Origin of the sequence: Leptospira sp. GIMC2001 (assembly GCF_028462125.1) — a bacterium.
Classification (GTDB): Bacteria; Spirochaetota; Leptospiria; order Leptospirales; family Leptospiraceae.
In genome coordinates, this window is sequence record NZ_CP115468.1 from 1,152,925 (window position 1) to 1,169,586 (window position 16,662).

Annotated in this window: 17 protein-coding genes; 12 read left to right on the forward strand and 5 right to left on the reverse strand. The window is 36.6% G+C overall.

Features of this window, described 5'->3' with window-relative positions; translation table 11 throughout:
• Positions 1 to 23 precede the first annotated feature (23 nt).
• Positions 24 to 1,358 (reverse strand): UDP-N-acetylmuramoyl-L-alanine--D-glutamate ligase, encoded by a 1,335-nt coding sequence (gene murD / locus O4O04_RS06620; protein WP_272534980.1) that lies wholly within the window; start codon positions 1,356 to 1,358, stop codon positions 24 to 26.
• Positions 1,359 to 1,439: 81 nt separating this feature from the next.
• On the opposite strand from murD, the gene O4O04_RS06625 reads away from it, so the two are divergent.
• Together O4O04_RS06625 and trpC are read left to right on the forward strand one after the other, a co-directional pair.
• Positions 1,440 to 1,772: an STAS domain-containing protein gene (locus O4O04_RS06625; protein WP_272534982.1), complete on the forward strand. Its 333-nt coding sequence runs from the start codon at positions 1,440 to 1,442 to the stop codon at positions 1,770 to 1,772.
• Positions 1,773 to 2,543 carry an indole-3-glycerol phosphate synthase TrpC gene (gene trpC / locus O4O04_RS06630; RefSeq protein ID WP_272536033.1) on the forward strand — a complete coding sequence of 257 codons (771 nt, stop codon included), beginning with the start codon at positions 1,773 to 1,775 and terminating at the stop codon, positions 2,541 to 2,543.
• A gap of 55 nt (positions 2,544 to 2,598) precedes the next feature.
• Here trpC and O4O04_RS06635 read toward each other — a convergent pair whose 3' ends face one another.
• Both O4O04_RS06635 and O4O04_RS06640 read right to left on the reverse strand, forming a co-directional pair.
• On the reverse strand, positions 2,599 to 3,210 hold the full coding sequence (locus tag O4O04_RS06635; RefSeq protein ID WP_272534984.1) for a hypothetical protein: 612 nt from the start codon (positions 3,208 to 3,210) through the stop codon (positions 2,599 to 2,601).
• A gap of 62 nt (positions 3,211 to 3,272) precedes the next feature.
• Positions 3,273 to 4,514 (reverse strand): lipoprotein LipL46, encoded by a 1,242-nt coding sequence (locus O4O04_RS06640; protein ID WP_442915950.1) that lies wholly within the window; start codon positions 4,512 to 4,514, stop codon positions 3,273 to 3,275.
• A 22-nt stretch (positions 4,515 to 4,536) separates the two neighbouring features.
• Between O4O04_RS06640 and O4O04_RS06645 the strand changes: the two genes are divergently transcribed.
• The 10 genes from O4O04_RS06645 to O4O04_RS06690 all read left to right on the forward strand — a co-directional run bounded on the left by O4O04_RS06645 (position 4,537) and on the right by O4O04_RS06690 (position 14,716).
• Entirely contained in the window at positions 4,537 to 5,787 is a 1,251-nt protein-coding gene (locus O4O04_RS06645; protein ID WP_272534986.1) for an exo-beta-N-acetylmuramidase NamZ family protein, read from the forward strand.
• Between the two features lie 10 nt (positions 5,788 to 5,797).
• On the forward strand, positions 5,798 to 6,448 hold the full coding sequence (locus O4O04_RS06650) for a hypothetical protein (RefSeq protein WP_272534988.1): 651 nt from the start codon (positions 5,798 to 5,800) through the stop codon (positions 6,446 to 6,448).
• 47 nt (positions 6,449 to 6,495) lie between these two features.
• Entirely contained in the window at positions 6,496 to 7,434 is a 939-nt protein-coding gene (locus tag O4O04_RS06655; protein WP_272534990.1) for a DUF2797 domain-containing protein, read from the forward strand.
• Between the two features lie 9 nt (positions 7,435 to 7,443).
• Entirely contained in the window at positions 7,444 to 8,109 is a 666-nt protein-coding gene (locus O4O04_RS06660; protein WP_272534991.1) for an RluA family pseudouridine synthase, read from the forward strand.
• Positions 8,110 to 8,462: 353 nt separating this feature from the next.
• Positions 8,463 to 9,560: a redox-regulated ATPase YchF gene (gene ychF, locus O4O04_RS06665; RefSeq protein ID WP_272534993.1), complete on the forward strand. Its 1,098-nt coding sequence runs from the start codon at positions 8,463 to 8,465 to the stop codon at positions 9,558 to 9,560.
• A gap of 1 nt (position 9,561) precedes the next feature.
• On the forward strand, positions 9,562 to 10,473 hold the full coding sequence (locus O4O04_RS06670) for a hypothetical protein (protein ID WP_272534994.1): 912 nt from the start codon (positions 9,562 to 9,564) through the stop codon (positions 10,471 to 10,473).
• A 10-nt stretch (positions 10,474 to 10,483) separates the two neighbouring features.
• Positions 10,484 to 10,831: an STAS domain-containing protein gene (locus O4O04_RS06675; RefSeq protein ID WP_272534995.1), complete on the forward strand. Its 348-nt coding sequence runs from the start codon at positions 10,484 to 10,486 to the stop codon at positions 10,829 to 10,831.
• A gap of 3 nt (positions 10,832 to 10,834) precedes the next feature.
• A complete protein-coding gene (locus O4O04_RS06680; protein ID WP_272534996.1) occupies positions 10,835 to 11,257 on the forward strand; it encodes an ATP-binding protein in 423 nt (140 codons plus the stop codon).
• Entirely contained in the window at positions 11,254 to 14,100 is a 2,847-nt protein-coding gene (locus O4O04_RS06685) for a SpoIIE family protein phosphatase (protein ID WP_272534997.1), read from the forward strand. The genes O4O04_RS06680 and O4O04_RS06685 overlap by 4 nt, the downstream gene beginning before the upstream one ends.
• 37 nt (positions 14,101 to 14,137) lie before the next feature.
• On the forward strand, positions 14,138 to 14,716 hold the full coding sequence (locus tag O4O04_RS06690) for an OmpA family protein (RefSeq protein WP_272534999.1): 579 nt from the start codon (positions 14,138 to 14,140) through the stop codon (positions 14,714 to 14,716).
• Between the two features lie 27 nt (positions 14,717 to 14,743).
• Here O4O04_RS06690 and O4O04_RS06695 read toward each other — a convergent pair whose 3' ends face one another.
• A complete protein-coding gene (locus tag O4O04_RS06695) occupies positions 14,744 to 16,411 on the reverse strand; it encodes a DUF342 domain-containing protein (RefSeq protein ID WP_272535001.1) in 1,668 nt (555 codons plus the stop codon).
• Between the two features lie 8 nt (positions 16,412 to 16,419).
• Complete coding sequence (gene ccoS / locus O4O04_RS06700; protein ID WP_272535002.1) at positions 16,420 to 16,581, reverse strand: cbb3-type cytochrome oxidase assembly protein CcoS; 162 nt, start codon at positions 16,579 to 16,581, stop codon at positions 16,420 to 16,422.
• Between the last annotated feature and the right edge of the window lie 81 nt (positions 16,582 to 16,662).

A 16,662-nucleotide genomic window follows, 5' to 3' on the forward strand; every position in this document is an offset into this window, starting at 1 on the left:
GTTTATTATGCTCGAACCTACTTTTACTCAACGCCACTAAAAAGTGCAGTTATCAGTGATTTGAAATGGTTACCTCTTTCTTCAAAATTTTTGAATTGATCAAAGCTTGCACATGCTGGACTCAAAATCACTTGGTTCATCGATTCGGGATCTCTTGTCCATAGACTGCGGATTTGTATTAATGCTTCTGTCATTGTTTCGGGATAGCTCACTCTATTTCCGAGAATTTGAAAATCTTTTTTCCATTGGGTTCTTGCTTCACCATAAATATAAAAATGTCCAGGGATTTTTTGTAAAATGGAAACAAGATGTTCCATTGACTCACCTTTTGGTCTACCTCCTAATAAGAGATGCAAATTCCCATTTTTTAAATCATAATTTTCTAACCAAGCAAGCAAACTATGCAAGTTTGTTGATTTAGAATCGTTGATAAAATTCCATTGATTGGCTTTTAGAACTTTTTCAAATCGGTGATTGAGTCCTTGAAAAGTTTTGATCTGATCAGCAATTGATTCTGGATCTGCTGACATGGATTCGGCGAGCAGGATCGCTGCAGCTAAGTTTTCATAATTATGAGTTCCTTCTAAGCTAAATTCATGAAAAGAATACTCATAATTTCGGGTTCGTATGATTTTTTTCTCTAAATAAATGAAAGCATCGGAATCTGGATCGAAACCAAATTTCCATATTTTGCATTTGCAGTTTTCTAAGTAGGGAGATATCTGCAACCAAGTATCGTTTTTCGTTATTAAATGATGATCGGGATTATTCTGATCAACAATTTTTACCTTTGCTCGAATGTAGTTTTCCAAATTTCCATGTCTTTCAAGATGATCAGGCGCAATATTTAGAATCGCAGAAGATTCTAGATTTAGGGATTGGGAGTCTTCTAATTGATAGCTGGATAATTCCAAAACTACCATTTCATGATCGCTCAAGCATATTTCACTGAAGGCTTTACCAATATTTCCTCCAGGTACAACAGTCGGATAATTTGTTTTTAGAAGATGTGCTGTGAGGGCTGTTGTTGTAGATTTACCATCGGTGCCTGTAATTCCTAATATTCGATTTTTATAAAATGATTTCGCCAAATCAATTTCTGAGATGATAGAAATTCCTCTCTCTCTTGCAAGGACAAGCCAGGGATGTGATGGGGAAACTCCTGGGCTTTTTACAATTTTGTCCACATCTTCGGGCTTTAGAAGCTTACTTGCCAATTCTTCCGTATCAAGGACTGCGTTTTCAGCGGATCGATCAACTAGACTTGCCGAAAATCCTTTTTGAGACAGCAGATTGAGTGCTGCAAGTCCCGAGATTCCCCCACCGAGAACGAACGATTTTTTAATTTCTGTTTCCATGCAAATTTCCAAAAACTCTTGTTGACTACAGAATTCTATCTTTTTTAAATGTAACTAAATAAGCTTAAAGGTCCTAATAAATTGCTGAAACATAATACAACAAATGGAATTCTCGTAGTCTACCTTGAAGGCAGGCTTGATGTCTCGGTTGCAAACGAGGTGGAAGAGGGCTTGGCGGATCTAATTGACAATGGTGGACATACCAAAGTCCTTTTGAACATGAAAGATGTTGATTACATGTCTTCCTCTGGTTTTAGAGCGTGCATTTCCACTCTTCGTAAGCTCAACTCCAAAGATGGGGCTTTAAAGATCTGTAATATTAAGCCAGCTGTTAAGAGAATATTTGATGTAATCGAGCTGACATCTTTATTTGATATTTCCGAAACTGAAGAAGAAGCAATTTCTTCTTTCTAAATAGGTTCACCCACAACGAATCCTATACTTCATAAGATTGTAGAAACGAAAAAATCTGAGATACAGAGAATATCTATCTCAGATTTGCCACTAGCCCCAAAACCCATTTCCGATTTTTCAAAAAGTCTTAGGACAGGCGGATTCCCTGCGATTATTGCAGAATGCAAGAAAATGAGTCCTTCGGCTGGAATCATTCGAGAGGATTATGATCCTGTATCTATTGCGAAGATTTATGAAAAATCTGGTGCTCGTGCAATTTCAGTTTTAACGGACAATTTGTATTTTGGCGGGTCACTGCAAGACCTGCAGGACGTCGCAAATGCTGTAAATCTTCCGGTAATTCGGAAAGACTTCATCATTGACAAAAGCCAGATCTTAGAAGCTCGAGCTTACTCTGCTTCGGCAATTCTTTTGATTGTACGCATTTTGACAGAAGCCCAATTGCAAGAACTTTACGATTACAGTATGTCACTTGGTATGGGCGTACTCGTCGAAACTCACAATCGTGAAGAGGTTGAGACTGCTCTTCGAATTGGAGCAGATGTGATAGGAATCAATACCCGAGATCTGGATCATTTTAAAATTTATCCAAAATTGATTGAAGAACTATCAGATCTTATACCCAAAGAAAAAATTCGTATTGGTGAGTCAGGTATTCACAATCGTTCAGATTGGGAGAACCTTCAAGGTAAAGTTGATGGATTTCTTGTTGGATCTTATTTTATGAAATCACCTGATATTGAAAAAGCTTACAAAGATTTGTTTCTTTAGTGATAATTTCTTTCGAGAAATCCTATTCATTCTTATTAAACCAAACTATCCAGAATCACTCTAAATTTTTATATGCATTCAAATGATTATTCAAAGTAAATTTTCTACGAATTAAAATAAGTACAATCAATCCGAAACAAGAAAGTGCAATTGAAGCTGGAAACATAATTGTTGTTAAACTGTAATTTTCCAAAGCTCCTATTGAGATAAGATTTCTCAACATAAATAAGCTAAAAAATCCAATATTTTCATCTCTCGGGTGATCATAAGCTTTGCGAACCGTTGGTCCGAATCCAAGAAGATCAACAAAAGTTAGAATTACAATCGCCCCGAGAGGATTGCTTGTAAAAACCCAAATCGGTATGGACGATATCGCAGAAATAAAAAAGATCCAATCTACCTTTGTGATTTCGAGATCGGATTTTTTCGTATAGGCGAGCGCTGCAACGTATATTGTTATGCAGCTGGATACTCCAATTGGAATGGAACCTACACCCCCACGATCGGCAAAGCTCGCAAAAAAAGCTATAAGAGTTGTAATCCCCCAGATAACCCAAGAGAAGACATGTGGCTTAACGTCACCTTGATGGATGGAGCGGATATATGGATAGAATGCATAGACTGTGATAGCGATAGCAAGAAAGCTGAGGATTTCTTTCCAGAACATATTAAGGGAAGCACACCGATTCAATATGATTTCAAATCGGTGTGAGAATTTTTATTTTACAGTTATTTGCCAGAGAAGCTGATCACAACTTCTCCTCGTTTAGATGTTACAATAGACATCTTGTGTTGTCCTAGATAGCGAAATCCGCGGTCTTTTTTGTAACTCAATTCTTCGCTAAACATGGATTCTTTGCCAGGATAGGTTAATTCCCATTCTGAACCACTTACATCAGACTTTCTTTCGTTGATACTCTTCACTGCTGTGAATTCAATGAGGTCATCACGAAATGCAATCGCATCTTCAGCAGGCAATCCTGCAAATTTGAGAATCACTGTATTTTCTTCGGAAAGTTTGAACCATTCGTCTTTGATTTGCTTTCCAGCTTTAGTTCCGACAAGTTTCGCCCAGTCTTGGATAGCTTTCTCACGAGCAACTTCCATGGTAAGATCTGCTCCTCGACCTTCAGCGGATCCTGATCCAAAGATTTTGCCATCGCCCCAGAGTTGTACCATTTTGTACGGACCTGTTGCAGCAGAACTCATGATCTCCATAACTTTTCCGTCTGGCAATTTCACTTTACCTTGGTCTTTGGAAGAAAGATATCCCATTACCAAAACTTCAGCACCAGCTTCTTGTGCGATTTGAATCAATGGCGAGCCAGTATCCAAGTCATCTAAAGTCATGTTTTGCAAAGAGGAATTTTTTTTCATGAGAGCAGAGATCTGAGCTGAGGATACAATTTTATTACCTTTCGTTCTTAGCGCTTCAGCGAGTTCAGCTTCTGCTTGGTTTCTTGAGTCGCCCATCTTAAGAGTCTTGCCACCAATCGTTCCACCGACTAGGATCACCATTCTTGGATTGCCGACATCGTCCAATAGTTGATCAACCGCTGTAGAAATTTTGGTTGGTTCAACTTCACACCTTACAGTCAAGCGTAGCATTGGTTGAGTATTGATAGAAAATTGTTCCTGACCAAGAATTTCGAAATTCTTAACAAAAGCATCAGTCTTGCCGTACAATTTGGAACCCAAAGACTGGCCATCCGATACTCCTGTTTTCTGAGTGATCTGTTCTCCAATGATTTTGCGGACTGCATTCAATTTCGCATCTTTTAGTGCGTTGTTCTTGGCAAGTGCCGCATCTCCCTGATAAATGGGAGCCTCTCCTTGTACGATTGCAACGTTCGCAGGTAAATTGGAATTGGACTCAGATTTATTGTCTGTGCCAGCGCAACTAAAAACGAATAAACTTAGAATCAATGTGACTTGGATAAAATGCATGGTAATCTCCTTGAACCTGTGAATAGGTTTAAAATAATAAACCCATATGACCAAGAACTTTTTTCTATTGTATACCTATTTATTTTTGACTCTATCAGTTTGCTCTCAGTCCGATGAATCGGTTCGAATCCATCCTATTGACTCAAAAATTGTCAACCCTGAAGAAGTTTTTTATTCTCGGATTTTACCAAGTTTAAAAGGTAAAAAAGTTATGTTGGTTACAAATCCTTCGGGCATTGGTATCAACCCTGAGAAAATTAGGAAAGAATTTAATTCCAATAATGTAACAATTTCCCATTTGATTGGACTGGAACATGGCTTTCTTGGAATTGAAGAAGAATTCAGCAAAAGCCCAGTTACGATTGATAGCATTTTTGGATTGCCAATCTACCACATATATAAATTATCAACTGCCGACTTGAATACCATTGTTGGTGAGACTGATGTAATTGTTTTTGATGTCCAGGGTGTTGGGATGAGATGTTATACTTACCTCACAGTTCTCAAAAGACTAATGGATGCATCACTTAAGAAAAAGATTAACTTCTATGTACTAGATCATGTCTCTCCAAGTATACATTTGGGTGGACGAGGAGATTTTGTAGAAAAGAAATACTTAAATTTTGCTGGAGAATTTCCAAGTCCAGTTTTTACGGGATTGACACTTGGTGAAGCGGCTAACTTTTATAATGCGGAATTTTTGAATCAATCTATCAAATTAGAAGTAGTTCCAGTTTCTGGATACAAAAGAGGACAATCTATGGAGAGTGTTGGTGTTCCTTGGCATACTCCATCTCCCAATCTTCCTTTACTCGAAAATGCTAGAAATTATTTCTCGTTGGTTTTTCTTGAAGGCGTAAATGTATCTGTTGGTCGGGGAACGCAAGCTCCATTTGTCTACTTTGGAGCTCCTTGGATGACTGATCCGAGCAAACTCGCCGAAGAAATGGATAAAAATTCTAACAAGGATTACTACTTTACAGTTGTCTATTTTAAACCAACTTTTGGTCCCCACACTGGTAAAATTTGTAAAGGACTTCGATTGAATCTTATCAATGTTAAATATGATCCAATCAAACTTGCTTACAACTTAATATCGAGCATGAAAAAAATATACCCGAAAGAGTTCAAATGGACAAGGTGGTCAACAGTATATTCCATTGATTATCTCTGGGGAAATACAAAGTTTAGAGATAGTATTGACAAATCTATTGAATATGATAGCTTTAACTTAACTTATAAGTCTAAAGAAGAAGAATACAATCAGAAAATAAAAAAGTATTGGTTGTATAAATAAGGAGACATGGATGTCAGCTAAATTTTGTTCATTTATCATTCTTTATGCGATTGTATCAATCGCGGCAACTACTGAAGTCGTTTCTCAGGAAAAGGGAAGAAGCCTTGATTCGCCAACTAAGCAACAATCCAAGAATGACCCGGATTGGGTTTCACTTTCAGAAAAAGAAATGAAAACGAAGCTTAAAGCTTATGCATTTGCAAAAGTGCGAACTACTTTAAAATTCAAAATGAAATACAAAAAAGAAAGAGATATCCGATATATTGCATGCCCAGAAATGTTTCCGGAGATTCCAGGTCAATTCCCTTGCAGTCTTTTGAATCTAGAAGATGCTCCACCAATAGGAGATTCTTCATATGAATATAAAGAAGGCGGAGTTGTCACTATTCTTGAATCAACGGACAGAACTCCATTGTTAGGTGGATCATCAATTTTATTATCCAACCGAGATCCGAACTCTATTCCCAAAAAAAATCAATCGGATATTATGGCCTACTACCATACCAATTCTTATATATCTCATTATTTAGTTGGCGATGAGGTTGTCGTATTTTCCTGGAAGACAGAGTCTGGCAATGAAACTTTGAAATCAATTCTAGTCGTGCAATTGGATTCAGACAATTGGGCTAAGACAGCAAAGGAAATTGATTTCTCGAAATAACTTTTTTCGGAATGGTATCAAAAATGCAATTGAATGGATATATGCGCATGCTCGCAAAAGAAACAACTTTAGAGCAAGGCAATCAGTTGAAATCGGATGCCAAATTGATAAAATCAAAGGAGAAGTTATCCAACAGAAAAATTCTCAATGTAAACTATAAACTGCGTTATGCTATCTATGAAGGAGATAATCAGGCAGGCAAGAAAGTTGCCAAGGAGTCTGTCATAGAAGGAGAAGATTTGAAGAATCTTCTTGGAAAGAAAGTAACTCTTAAGTTTACAGGAAAAATTCGTTGCGTTGATTGTGGCAAATTTACTAAAAAAAGTTTTAATCAGGGAAGTTGTTATTCCTGTTTTATTAAACTCGCAAGTAATGATCTCTGTATTATGCAGCCTACGCGATGTCATTATCATTTGGGTACGTGTCGGGAACCTGCATGGGGTGAGTCAAATTGTCTGCAGAAACATTCTGTTTATATTGCGTATACAAGTGGTCCAAAAATTGGAATCACCAAAGAAAAGAAAATTGAAAATCGTTGGATTGACCAAGGGGCTGTTATTGCAATCGAGATTCTTGAAACGCAGTCAAGAAGAGAAGCTGGAATTGTTGAAACTTTTATGAGTCAATTTCTTTCTGATCGAACCACTTGGCAGAAAATGGTAACAGAAAATCCCGATGTTGACGACTTAGATTTACTTTTCGAGCGCGATAAATTCTTCAAAGCTATTGAAAAAGCGAATCTTGTTATGATGGATGCGAAGAATAAAGAAATTCCTATCACAATCAAACCATCAAAAATGAAGGAATCATTTCTATTCAATTATCCGATCCTTGAATATCCCAAAGCTAAATCCTTAAAAGCTGATCCTGACAATCCAATCTCAGCAAAGCTAATTGGTGTAAAAGGGCAATACCTTCTTTTTGATCAGGGTGTAATCAACCTTAGAAGCTATGAGGGTTATGAATTTAGTTTAGATGTTGATTAGATTTTTAAAATGAATCCTCAGAAAATTGTATATCGTGATGACCTAATTCTAATTGCGAACAAACCGTACGGAATTCCTGTTCATGAGACGAAAGATCCGGAAAGATTGGATTTTACTCGAATGATACAAGATGAGCTAAATCTTTCTTACCTACGGACTGCCAATAGACTCGATCTCAATACAACGGGAATTGTTGTGTTTGGTTTGGATCCAGAAAAGAACTCTGAAGTTGATCATCTTCTTATGAATTCTACAAAGTTTTATTTAACTTTAGTCCAAGGTAAATTTGGTCAATCCGAGCAGAGAATTGAATCTTTTTTAAAAGATGGAAATAAAAAGGTTCAGACTGTTCGGTCAGGCGGAAAGAAAGCGATCACAATCTTTCGCAAACTTGGTTATGATCCGAAGAGAAATATAAGTTTGCTTGAAGCTGAACTGATAACTGGAAGAAGGCATCAAATACGTATTCACATTTCAGAATCGGGGCATCCCATTATTGGAGATAAAACTTATGGTGCCAAGGCCGAATATGCGGACAGAATGTATTTACATGCTTGGAAAATTCAATTTCCAAAAACGGATACTCGCGAGTCACTAAATCTGACTTCGGAGCCAGTCGGAGAAATCTGGCAATCGTTTGCAAAATTTTGGAGAAATAATGCAGATAAAAGTTGATTCTCATTCCTTACTTTCAAATTCCTCGTCTGGTTCTAAATTTAGTTTCAAATAATCAAGAAATTGTCAAAAGCTGTTATGAATTATTAAGTGAGCATCGCATTGAAGTCTTAAAGCCTCTCTTTACTGCACTCCGGATTTTTATGGAAACAGAAAAATTCCAATCGTTGGGTAAGGATGCTATAGTAAGAAAGCTAGAATTAGAAGAGAGAATCCATTGGAAAAAAATTGGAATTATGTATTACCTTTTTATTCTGTTGCATCAGCGATAATGATCTATTTCTTTTTCTTGGGACTGATAAACTAATTTAGAAAAAGTTTGTTTCTTTTCGTGACTTTAGCAGTCTTGCAATATGGCATTGAATTGTGGTATAGTAGGCTTACCAAATGTAGGCAAATCAACTCTTTTTAACGCTCTGACTAAGGCCGGAGCGCAAATGGCGAATTATCCTTTCTGTACGATTGAACCCAATACTGGAGTTGTGGAAGTTCCAGATGAACGTTTGGATCGATTGGCTCAGATATATAATCCAAAAAAAATCATTCCAACAACTATTGAATATGTAGATATCGCAGGTCTAGTTAAGGGCGCAAGTAAAGGGGAAGGATTGGGTAACCAATTTCTTTCGCATATCAGAGAGGTAGATGCTATTTGCCATGTTGTGAGAGCTTTCGAAGACGAAAATATTACTCATGTTCACAATAAAGTTGACCCTGTTGAAGATGCAGAAGTTGTAAATTACGAATTGATCCTTGCTGATCTAGAAAGTTTAGAAAAGCAACACCAGCGTGTTGCGAAATCAGCTAAAACCGGCAATAAAGAAGCTATAGAAATCGTTCAGGTTATGGATAAAATTCTACCTGCATTGCAATCCGGTAAGAGGGCAAGATCGGTTGAACTCACTCCTGAACAAACCAAAATTGCAAAGACTTTCAATCTAATTACCATCAAACCAATGCTATATGTAGCGAATGTTCTAGATAAAGATTTGGAGAAAGGAAATAACGTACATCTTCCTCGAATCAAGGAATTGGCTGAGAGAGAAGGTGAGAAAATGGTTAGCCTATGCGGTAAGTTCGAGGAAGAAATTTCTGGACTAAACCGTGATGAGCAGCTTGAATTTTTGCAAGAAATTGGTGAGAAAGAAAGCGGACTTACTCGAATGATTCGCGCATCTTATGAATTGCTTGGATTGGTTACATTTCTTACGGCAGGCGAAGTTGAAGTTCGCGCTTGGACAACTCTGAAGGGAAGCACCGGACCTCAAGCTGCAAGTGTTATTCACTCTGACTTCGAAAAAGGATATATAAAAGCTGAAGTAATGAAGTTTTCCGATATTGATCGTTTAGGTGATCCAGCTAAAGTAAAAGAAGAAGGAAAACTGAGAATCGAAGGCAAGGAATATATTGTCGAAGATGGCGACGTTATCTATTTCAAGGTGAACGCCTGAGATGAAAAATCTTCCTGTCCCAGCGGTTACTGCGGTCGAGTTAGCACGACTTATACGTTTACTTGCCATGACAGGAAAAAAGGCTTTTCATAAATATTTATATCAACCCATTTCTTATGCGAGCTGGGAAGGTCCAAAACAATCCTGGACATCGCGAAAATATATGGAAAGGATTCGAGAAGAACATAAAGACATCAGTCGATTGAATGGAATTGCACCACATTGTAAAAAGATGATTTGTCAAGCTATGACAGAGAATCCCACTGCGCTTGGAGATTCCTGTCTTTTGTTTTTAGATATGATGCAAGCAGAACCCATTGTTGCAAGTTCGGTAGAATCAATTGATTTTGTAAAAATTATTGAAAAGCCTTTAAAAGAATTCCGAGATATTCATTCCAATCGAAGTGAGAAACTTTTTGAAGAAAGTGTAGAGAATTTTTCTCCAGAAGAATTAAAAGAAGTTTTCAAACCAATTCGTTTAGATGCTCATCAAGAAAAAGTAAAATTAGAATCTGAAGTTCATTTGTTGTACCAGCAAATTCTTGCAGCTAGTAAATCGGGAAATCTCCAACGTTGCAAAAAGTTACTTTCTTCCTATATTATAAAATACAGAGATCAAGATTCTTATAGTGAGGATGAAGTAGATAAACTTTGTCAAGCGTTAGAGAAAAGAGAAGCCGGTTTTATTGAAGAATTAAGAAATAGTATGGCAATCGAAATTTACTATCAACTTACCAAATCAATTCTAGAGAAAAATTTGAAAAGGTCCATAATACAGATTCGAAAATATGCACATATATTTGAAGGAGATCCGTCCACTCCGTACTTTTTAGAGATTGACAAGATGGAGAGAACTCTGTATAAAATAATATCAGACAAAGGTCTGATGGATGAATTGAAAAAATCGGTTTAAGGGAATAATCATGGCAGCAACACTGAAAATCACAGAAACAAAGAAAAATAATATAACAATACTTAGTTTATCTGGGGAATTGGACGCAAAAACCGCTCCCGACTTTCGAACAACATTAGATAATCTAATAGCAGCTGGATCGGTTAAGATTGTGTGTGAATGTCAAGAATTGACTTATGTTGCCTCAGCTGGAATTGGCGTTATGAATGCGATCCAAAAGAACGCGATGGGCAAATCCGGAGAGATGATACTGGTTGGTGTTCAAAAAGAAATTCGTGATACGATGGAGTTGATGTATTTTACGAAAAAGGTGCGTTTACTTGGAACGGTGGATGAGGCCATTGCAGCCTTAGGCTAAACCATGTCTTCCCTTGTGGAAAAAACTTATACAATTGGAAATGACTATTCATCCATTTCCAACTTTCGACAAGAACTAAAGAGTTTTCTTGCTGATACAAGTTTTGATAATATTGAAGTTAATAGAATTGTACTCTCCGTTGATGAGGCTCTTGCCAATATTGTTGAGCATGGATATCCCGAGAATCGTGAAGCGATAATCAAAATTTCCATACATAAAAATCCAAATCAATTTACTGCAGAAATTATCGATGATTGTCCAAGATTCAATCCTTTAGAGAATCCAATTGCCGATCCCAATGAATTCATTGAAACGGGTAAGGATGGTGGAATGGGGATACATAATTATAGAAAGCTAATGAATGTTATATATGAAGAGAGGAAGGAAGGTGGAAATCGTTTATTTCTATCCTATCCTAAGGAATGAAAAATCTAAAAAAATTAAAACAATTTTTCAAGCCTGGAATTAGAGCCAAGCTCATTGTGTTTACTGTCATTTTACTATTTATATTTGGTTTTTTGAGTGTATTGTATTTCAATTTTAAGCAGAGAGAATGGATTGCTGGAATTTTTGAAAAAGAAATCCAGGCACCACTCAGTTATATAAATTCACTTTCACTTGAGATGGATAATTTGGCATATACTCTTGTGCTCGTTGAAGATATGAAGAACCGGATTAAATCTAAAGAGAAAGAACTTCAAAAATTTAAAACCAAAATAGTAAGCAATAATAATTCTGCGCTATTTGGAATTTTCTCAAGCAGCGACAGAAAAGTCATGTATAAAGATAGTTACTTCTCGCAGTATCTATCCGAGAAAGAAATTCTTGAGCTTACAGAAAAAATTAAAAATCAATTTCGAGATGAGAATGGTGTAGAAATCGATGATTCTACTTTTGGCTCAATTCTTACAATTGCTAGAAATGTTGCGATCATTCAGTCTCGAATTGAAAATTTAGAATCCAAATCTACTAAGACTAATAGAGAAGAGAATATTCTTTCTCGTGATCGAAATTTATTATCTAGGCAAAATAAATATCTTAGAGAGAGAATTCAAAATTTCTTCCGAGATAGGAATAGAGATAACATAGAAGAATTGGGATTCAATCCAAGGAATGTTAGAATCCAATCTTATGACAGAGAACAAAATCTTTTCTTGGATACTGGTAGATTGATTCAAGGATCTTCTTTCTCATCAAGGAGATTGCTTACTCTTCCCGAATATGAATCCGAAAAGTCTGATCTATTTAAATTTTCCGATGAGGAACTGGTTCAATCGAAACCAGAAAAAACGAGATCTTATGAGATCGGAAGAAATTTTTTCGATGTTATCTCTCGTCCATTTTATAAAAATCCAGTTCTTACATCCAGATCAGCAATTATTCTATCAGAGATGGCTGCTGATGATTCAGAATGGCTAGAACTAGTTCGGGACGATCAGACATTAACTTTTGCTTTTTCTGAATTGATTGATAGAATAAGAGAAAGGCGAGATGAATTGATTGCATCCAATACTCCACCTTATAAAGACAAAGTATATAAAGATTTATATAAAGAATATCGTGAGTTACTAAAGAAAAGAGAATCTACATTTCAGAGACTTCACCCTTACCCTAATGAGAATAAAAAAAGAAGGGAAGATATCCAAGAATCTATCAAGAAATTGGAAGATTCAGCTATTTTAGTAGAAAAGAATATTCGAAACTTACTTGATGAAAGTAAACTCGCATTACAGAGAAATGAAGAAGAACAATCTATTCGATTGGAAAAAGAAGCTGAGAATTTAGGCTCAGATCTTGAGAATCTTAGAGAAGAAATTGCTCAATTACAATATACAATTACCAGTTGGAATGAATATCCTCGTTTAAAATTGGCAGAGTCATTTCAGAATTTACGAGAAGCTGCTCTTAAATCTTATATAGTTCTTCCATATCAAAATGATAGCCTTGAATACAACAAGTTCTTGCGTGATAATGAAATATTCAATGGCGAACACCGTCGTTGGAAGCATATCAGAAATTGGATTATGGACGGACAATCAGAAACATCTATTCCTGATTTGTATTTGCCTGGTCGAAAAAAAGTTCAAACTATAGAAAATGGAATTTTGTCCCGTAGTAGAATGGAAGCTGAGGAATATCAATGGTTTATAGACTCAACTCCAATCTATTCATATCCGGATACGGGTCGTTCGCTATCTCATATTCTATTGTCTCGTAACCTAGCTGGTTACAACATTATATTGATTGATCGTTCGGAGAATGTTAAACAAATTCAGGACAGCCTAGTTCGTTTGATGCAAGTTAGTGGACTACTTGGATTTATATTTTTGATAATCGCTATAGTCTCCTCAAATTATGCGGTTAAGAGAATCAGAAAAATTACAGAAAATACAGAAAAAGTCGGTGAAGGCGATCTAGAGGTGGACTTTCCTCAAAAGGGTTGGGATGAGATTGCAAGTTTAGGAAGAACCTTGAACACGATGGTGAAAGGACTTCGTGAGAGAGAAGAATTACGTGGAGAGCTAGAAGCTGCAGAAGAGATCCAAAAGCGCTTACTCCCGGACAAATTGCCCGCCATTGAAGGACTAGAATTTGGTGCTTTTTATAAAGCCATGAATGGAGTAGGTGGAGATTATTATGATTTTATAGAACTGAACAACAGAATTTATTTCTGTGTTGGCGATGTTTCGAATCATGGTGTTGGGCCAGCTTTGGTTATGGCGCTACTTCGATCACAACTTCATAGTCTTATCCGAAGAGGAATTCAAGATCCTAAGAAGATTCTGCTCGATCTCAATGCGTTTTTGTATGCTGATACTCCTGATACAATTTTTGTTACATTTTTTCTTGCTATGTATGACAAAAGAAATCATGATATAATTTATTCATCAGCTGGTCATAACAAACCTATCATCTATAGAAAAAAAGATGATAGTGTCAAATTGCTCAAGGGGGGAGGGCTTCCACTTGGCATGGATGACAATGAATTTTTCGAAACTACGATCGAGCTTCGAAAGACAACTCTAGAACTAGGCGACTTCTTTTTTCAATTTACCGATGGTGTGACGGAAGCAATGAATGATTCAAGGGAACAGTTTGGTAATGAAAAGCTTTATAATATAATTAAAAATAATCAAAATTTGAAACCCCAAGATCTTATTGAAAAGATAGCAAGAGATGTTGAAGAATTTTCCGGAAAAAAAATCTTCTGTGAAGGTCCAAGTGAATTGAATGATGATATTGCAATGGTTGGAATTCGAAGGTTGTAATTATCGAATTCTATCTAGTTGATACAAGTAAAGAACAATGATGTTTTTTGTTTATGGAATATTATTTTTTATATTCGTGTCTTTGGTTTATCTCTCGCTAAGAATTCGGAAATCCAAGTTCAAAATTCAAAATCGTACTAAATCTGCCAAGTCTTCTCAATTCGCTAAATCTTCTGATTCTTCTGATTCTTCCGATTCTTCCGATTCAAATCAAAAATATGACATTTCAAGATCTTTAAATATTTCCAAATCTACTGAAGATAGAATAATCAAACAAAAAAAAGGTGAATCAATTATCTCGATTGTAGTCTATTGGGATGCCGGTGAGTCAGATCTATCGCATGACCTAGAGTCAAAAATCGATTCAAGTTTTAATAATCTAGAAATTTCTTCAATAAAAAAGATTCGAATCATTGGTAAATCAGATCATACGGGAAATCCTAGTAGAAATAGGAAACTTGCCAAAGAGAGAGCTGCTACTGTCTCAAAGTACATTCAGAGTAAATATTTCAGAAAACAAGAGTTGATCCAAATAGAAACGATGGAATCTATATTTGGTCGAGATTCAAAAGATAGGATGCAAGCTCGATCTGTTCAAGTTATGATTGAGCTATAAAATTCTTTCAGATTTTTGAAAAGCTGTTTATCTTCTCTTAAGTTGAGATCGTTCATTGTGAACGTTGCCATCAACTCCAAGACTGATTCTACTTTTTCCAACAATCGAATTGAGTCCAACTTTATAGTATTTTCCTTTACCCAAATTGATTTCTACGCCAGGATGAATCTCGCGCTCAACCAGAACAAATGAGTCTTTTGTCGGTTCATAAGAATTGACAGCGGAGTTAAACTGTGTCATAGAAGTGTTGAGCAATCCTTTGTATTTACTTTCTACTTCTTTGAGCTTTATTAGCATATTCTGTTCTTCTTGCGTTAAGTCACGTTTGGATGCATCTTCAACCATTCTATTCATGGTCTGCTCAACTTTGAGAAGTACTTCCTTTCTGGAATTGATATCAGCACGCATTTTTTCGAGTTCTTCAATAAAGTCAGGTGGTGTTCCAACGGTTAATGTCGTTTTAGTCTCGACAACTGCACCAAGTTTATTGCATGTTACAGAACGTCCGGCAATGATATCTCCACCGATGATTTCGCCTCGCCCGCCAGATACTACTACATCGAGTTCAGCTGTAATTTCGGAATGCATTGCTGCTTCTTCGATATAGACTGATTTACCAGATATCATCTTGCCTTGTTCAACAAATTTAGCATAGATCTCACCGTCAGATTGTATGGTTCCACCACCCCTTCCCATAAAACCACCTGACAATACAACGTCGCCTTTAGCTTTTAAGAAAACCTTTCCGACTGATTTTTTTATAATCAAGGAACCTTGAGTTGTTAAGCTAAAACCATCGGCAATTTTTTCTTCTACGATTATGGTTCCCGGAAAATCGACATTGCCAGTAGAGAAGTCTACGTTTTCTAAGTGAACAACTTCATCGACTCGTATAAATCCAGATCGATCCATAACGGGCCGGCCGGTAATCATAGCAATTACTGATTTTTTATCATCCGATAACTTTACATTGCTTCCAAGTTTCCATTCCATTTCTTTCCCAGGTTCAAATGGAATTGGATCGCCATAGACATTCATCCCGTTCTTTCCAGGTTTTGGATCAATTTTCTTTGCAAGTATCTGACCCGCAGGTATAGACTTAATAATTCCAATCTCGCGAAAGTCCATCTGACCTTTCTCGTTTTCTTTCAAGTTTGGATTATCAGAGGTATCGAATACCATTTCAATTCCGCCGTCTCCACCAGATAAGGGGCGTGTTCCTTCCGCAATCGTGTATTGCACAAAGTATTCTGGATCTAAAGCTAGCTCTTTTATTATTTCTTCTATGATTCCAAATTTGATTCCCGATTGATCCAAAGCCGTACGAATTGCACTTTCGTCTAGAGATTTGCCTCCATGTTTTGGAGGATTAATAACAATATTTGCTTCCATCCGATCTTCTGTTGTGGTGATTTCTGCACGTGAATCTTCTGGTTCTCCGCCAGTCCATTTTCCAATAATATGCTCTTTTCCATCTGCTTCTTTGACAATTCTTCGAATTTCTCTTTCGTCAAAACCTTCCACTCCAAAAATTTTAACTCTCGTTATTACTTGAATTGGTTCTACAGATGAGCCTAGTTTTCCCCCTGGGGTTACTTTTAAAATTGCTTTGCCATGTTGGTTGGCGATATGGAAAAAGCCGTTTTCCATATCTTCTAGATCTTTTAATACTTTTGCTGTAAAGGTATCACTCATAGATTATATTACGATTCCTTGGGTAGGTCGTCTTTATCTTCAAAAAGCATTCTGTATTTGGGTCCTTCTAAATCGTTCAATTGACCTGATTTAGCAGACCAAAGAAAAGCAGCCAAGCTGCCAAGTGCAATCAGCAAGGTAATTGGTATAGTAATATAGAGAAATTCCATCTTTACTTAGACTGCCTAGAGTCTTGAGATTTTCAAGAATAAAAATAAGCAGATAACTAGTGGTTGATTCGCGCTTCGCAA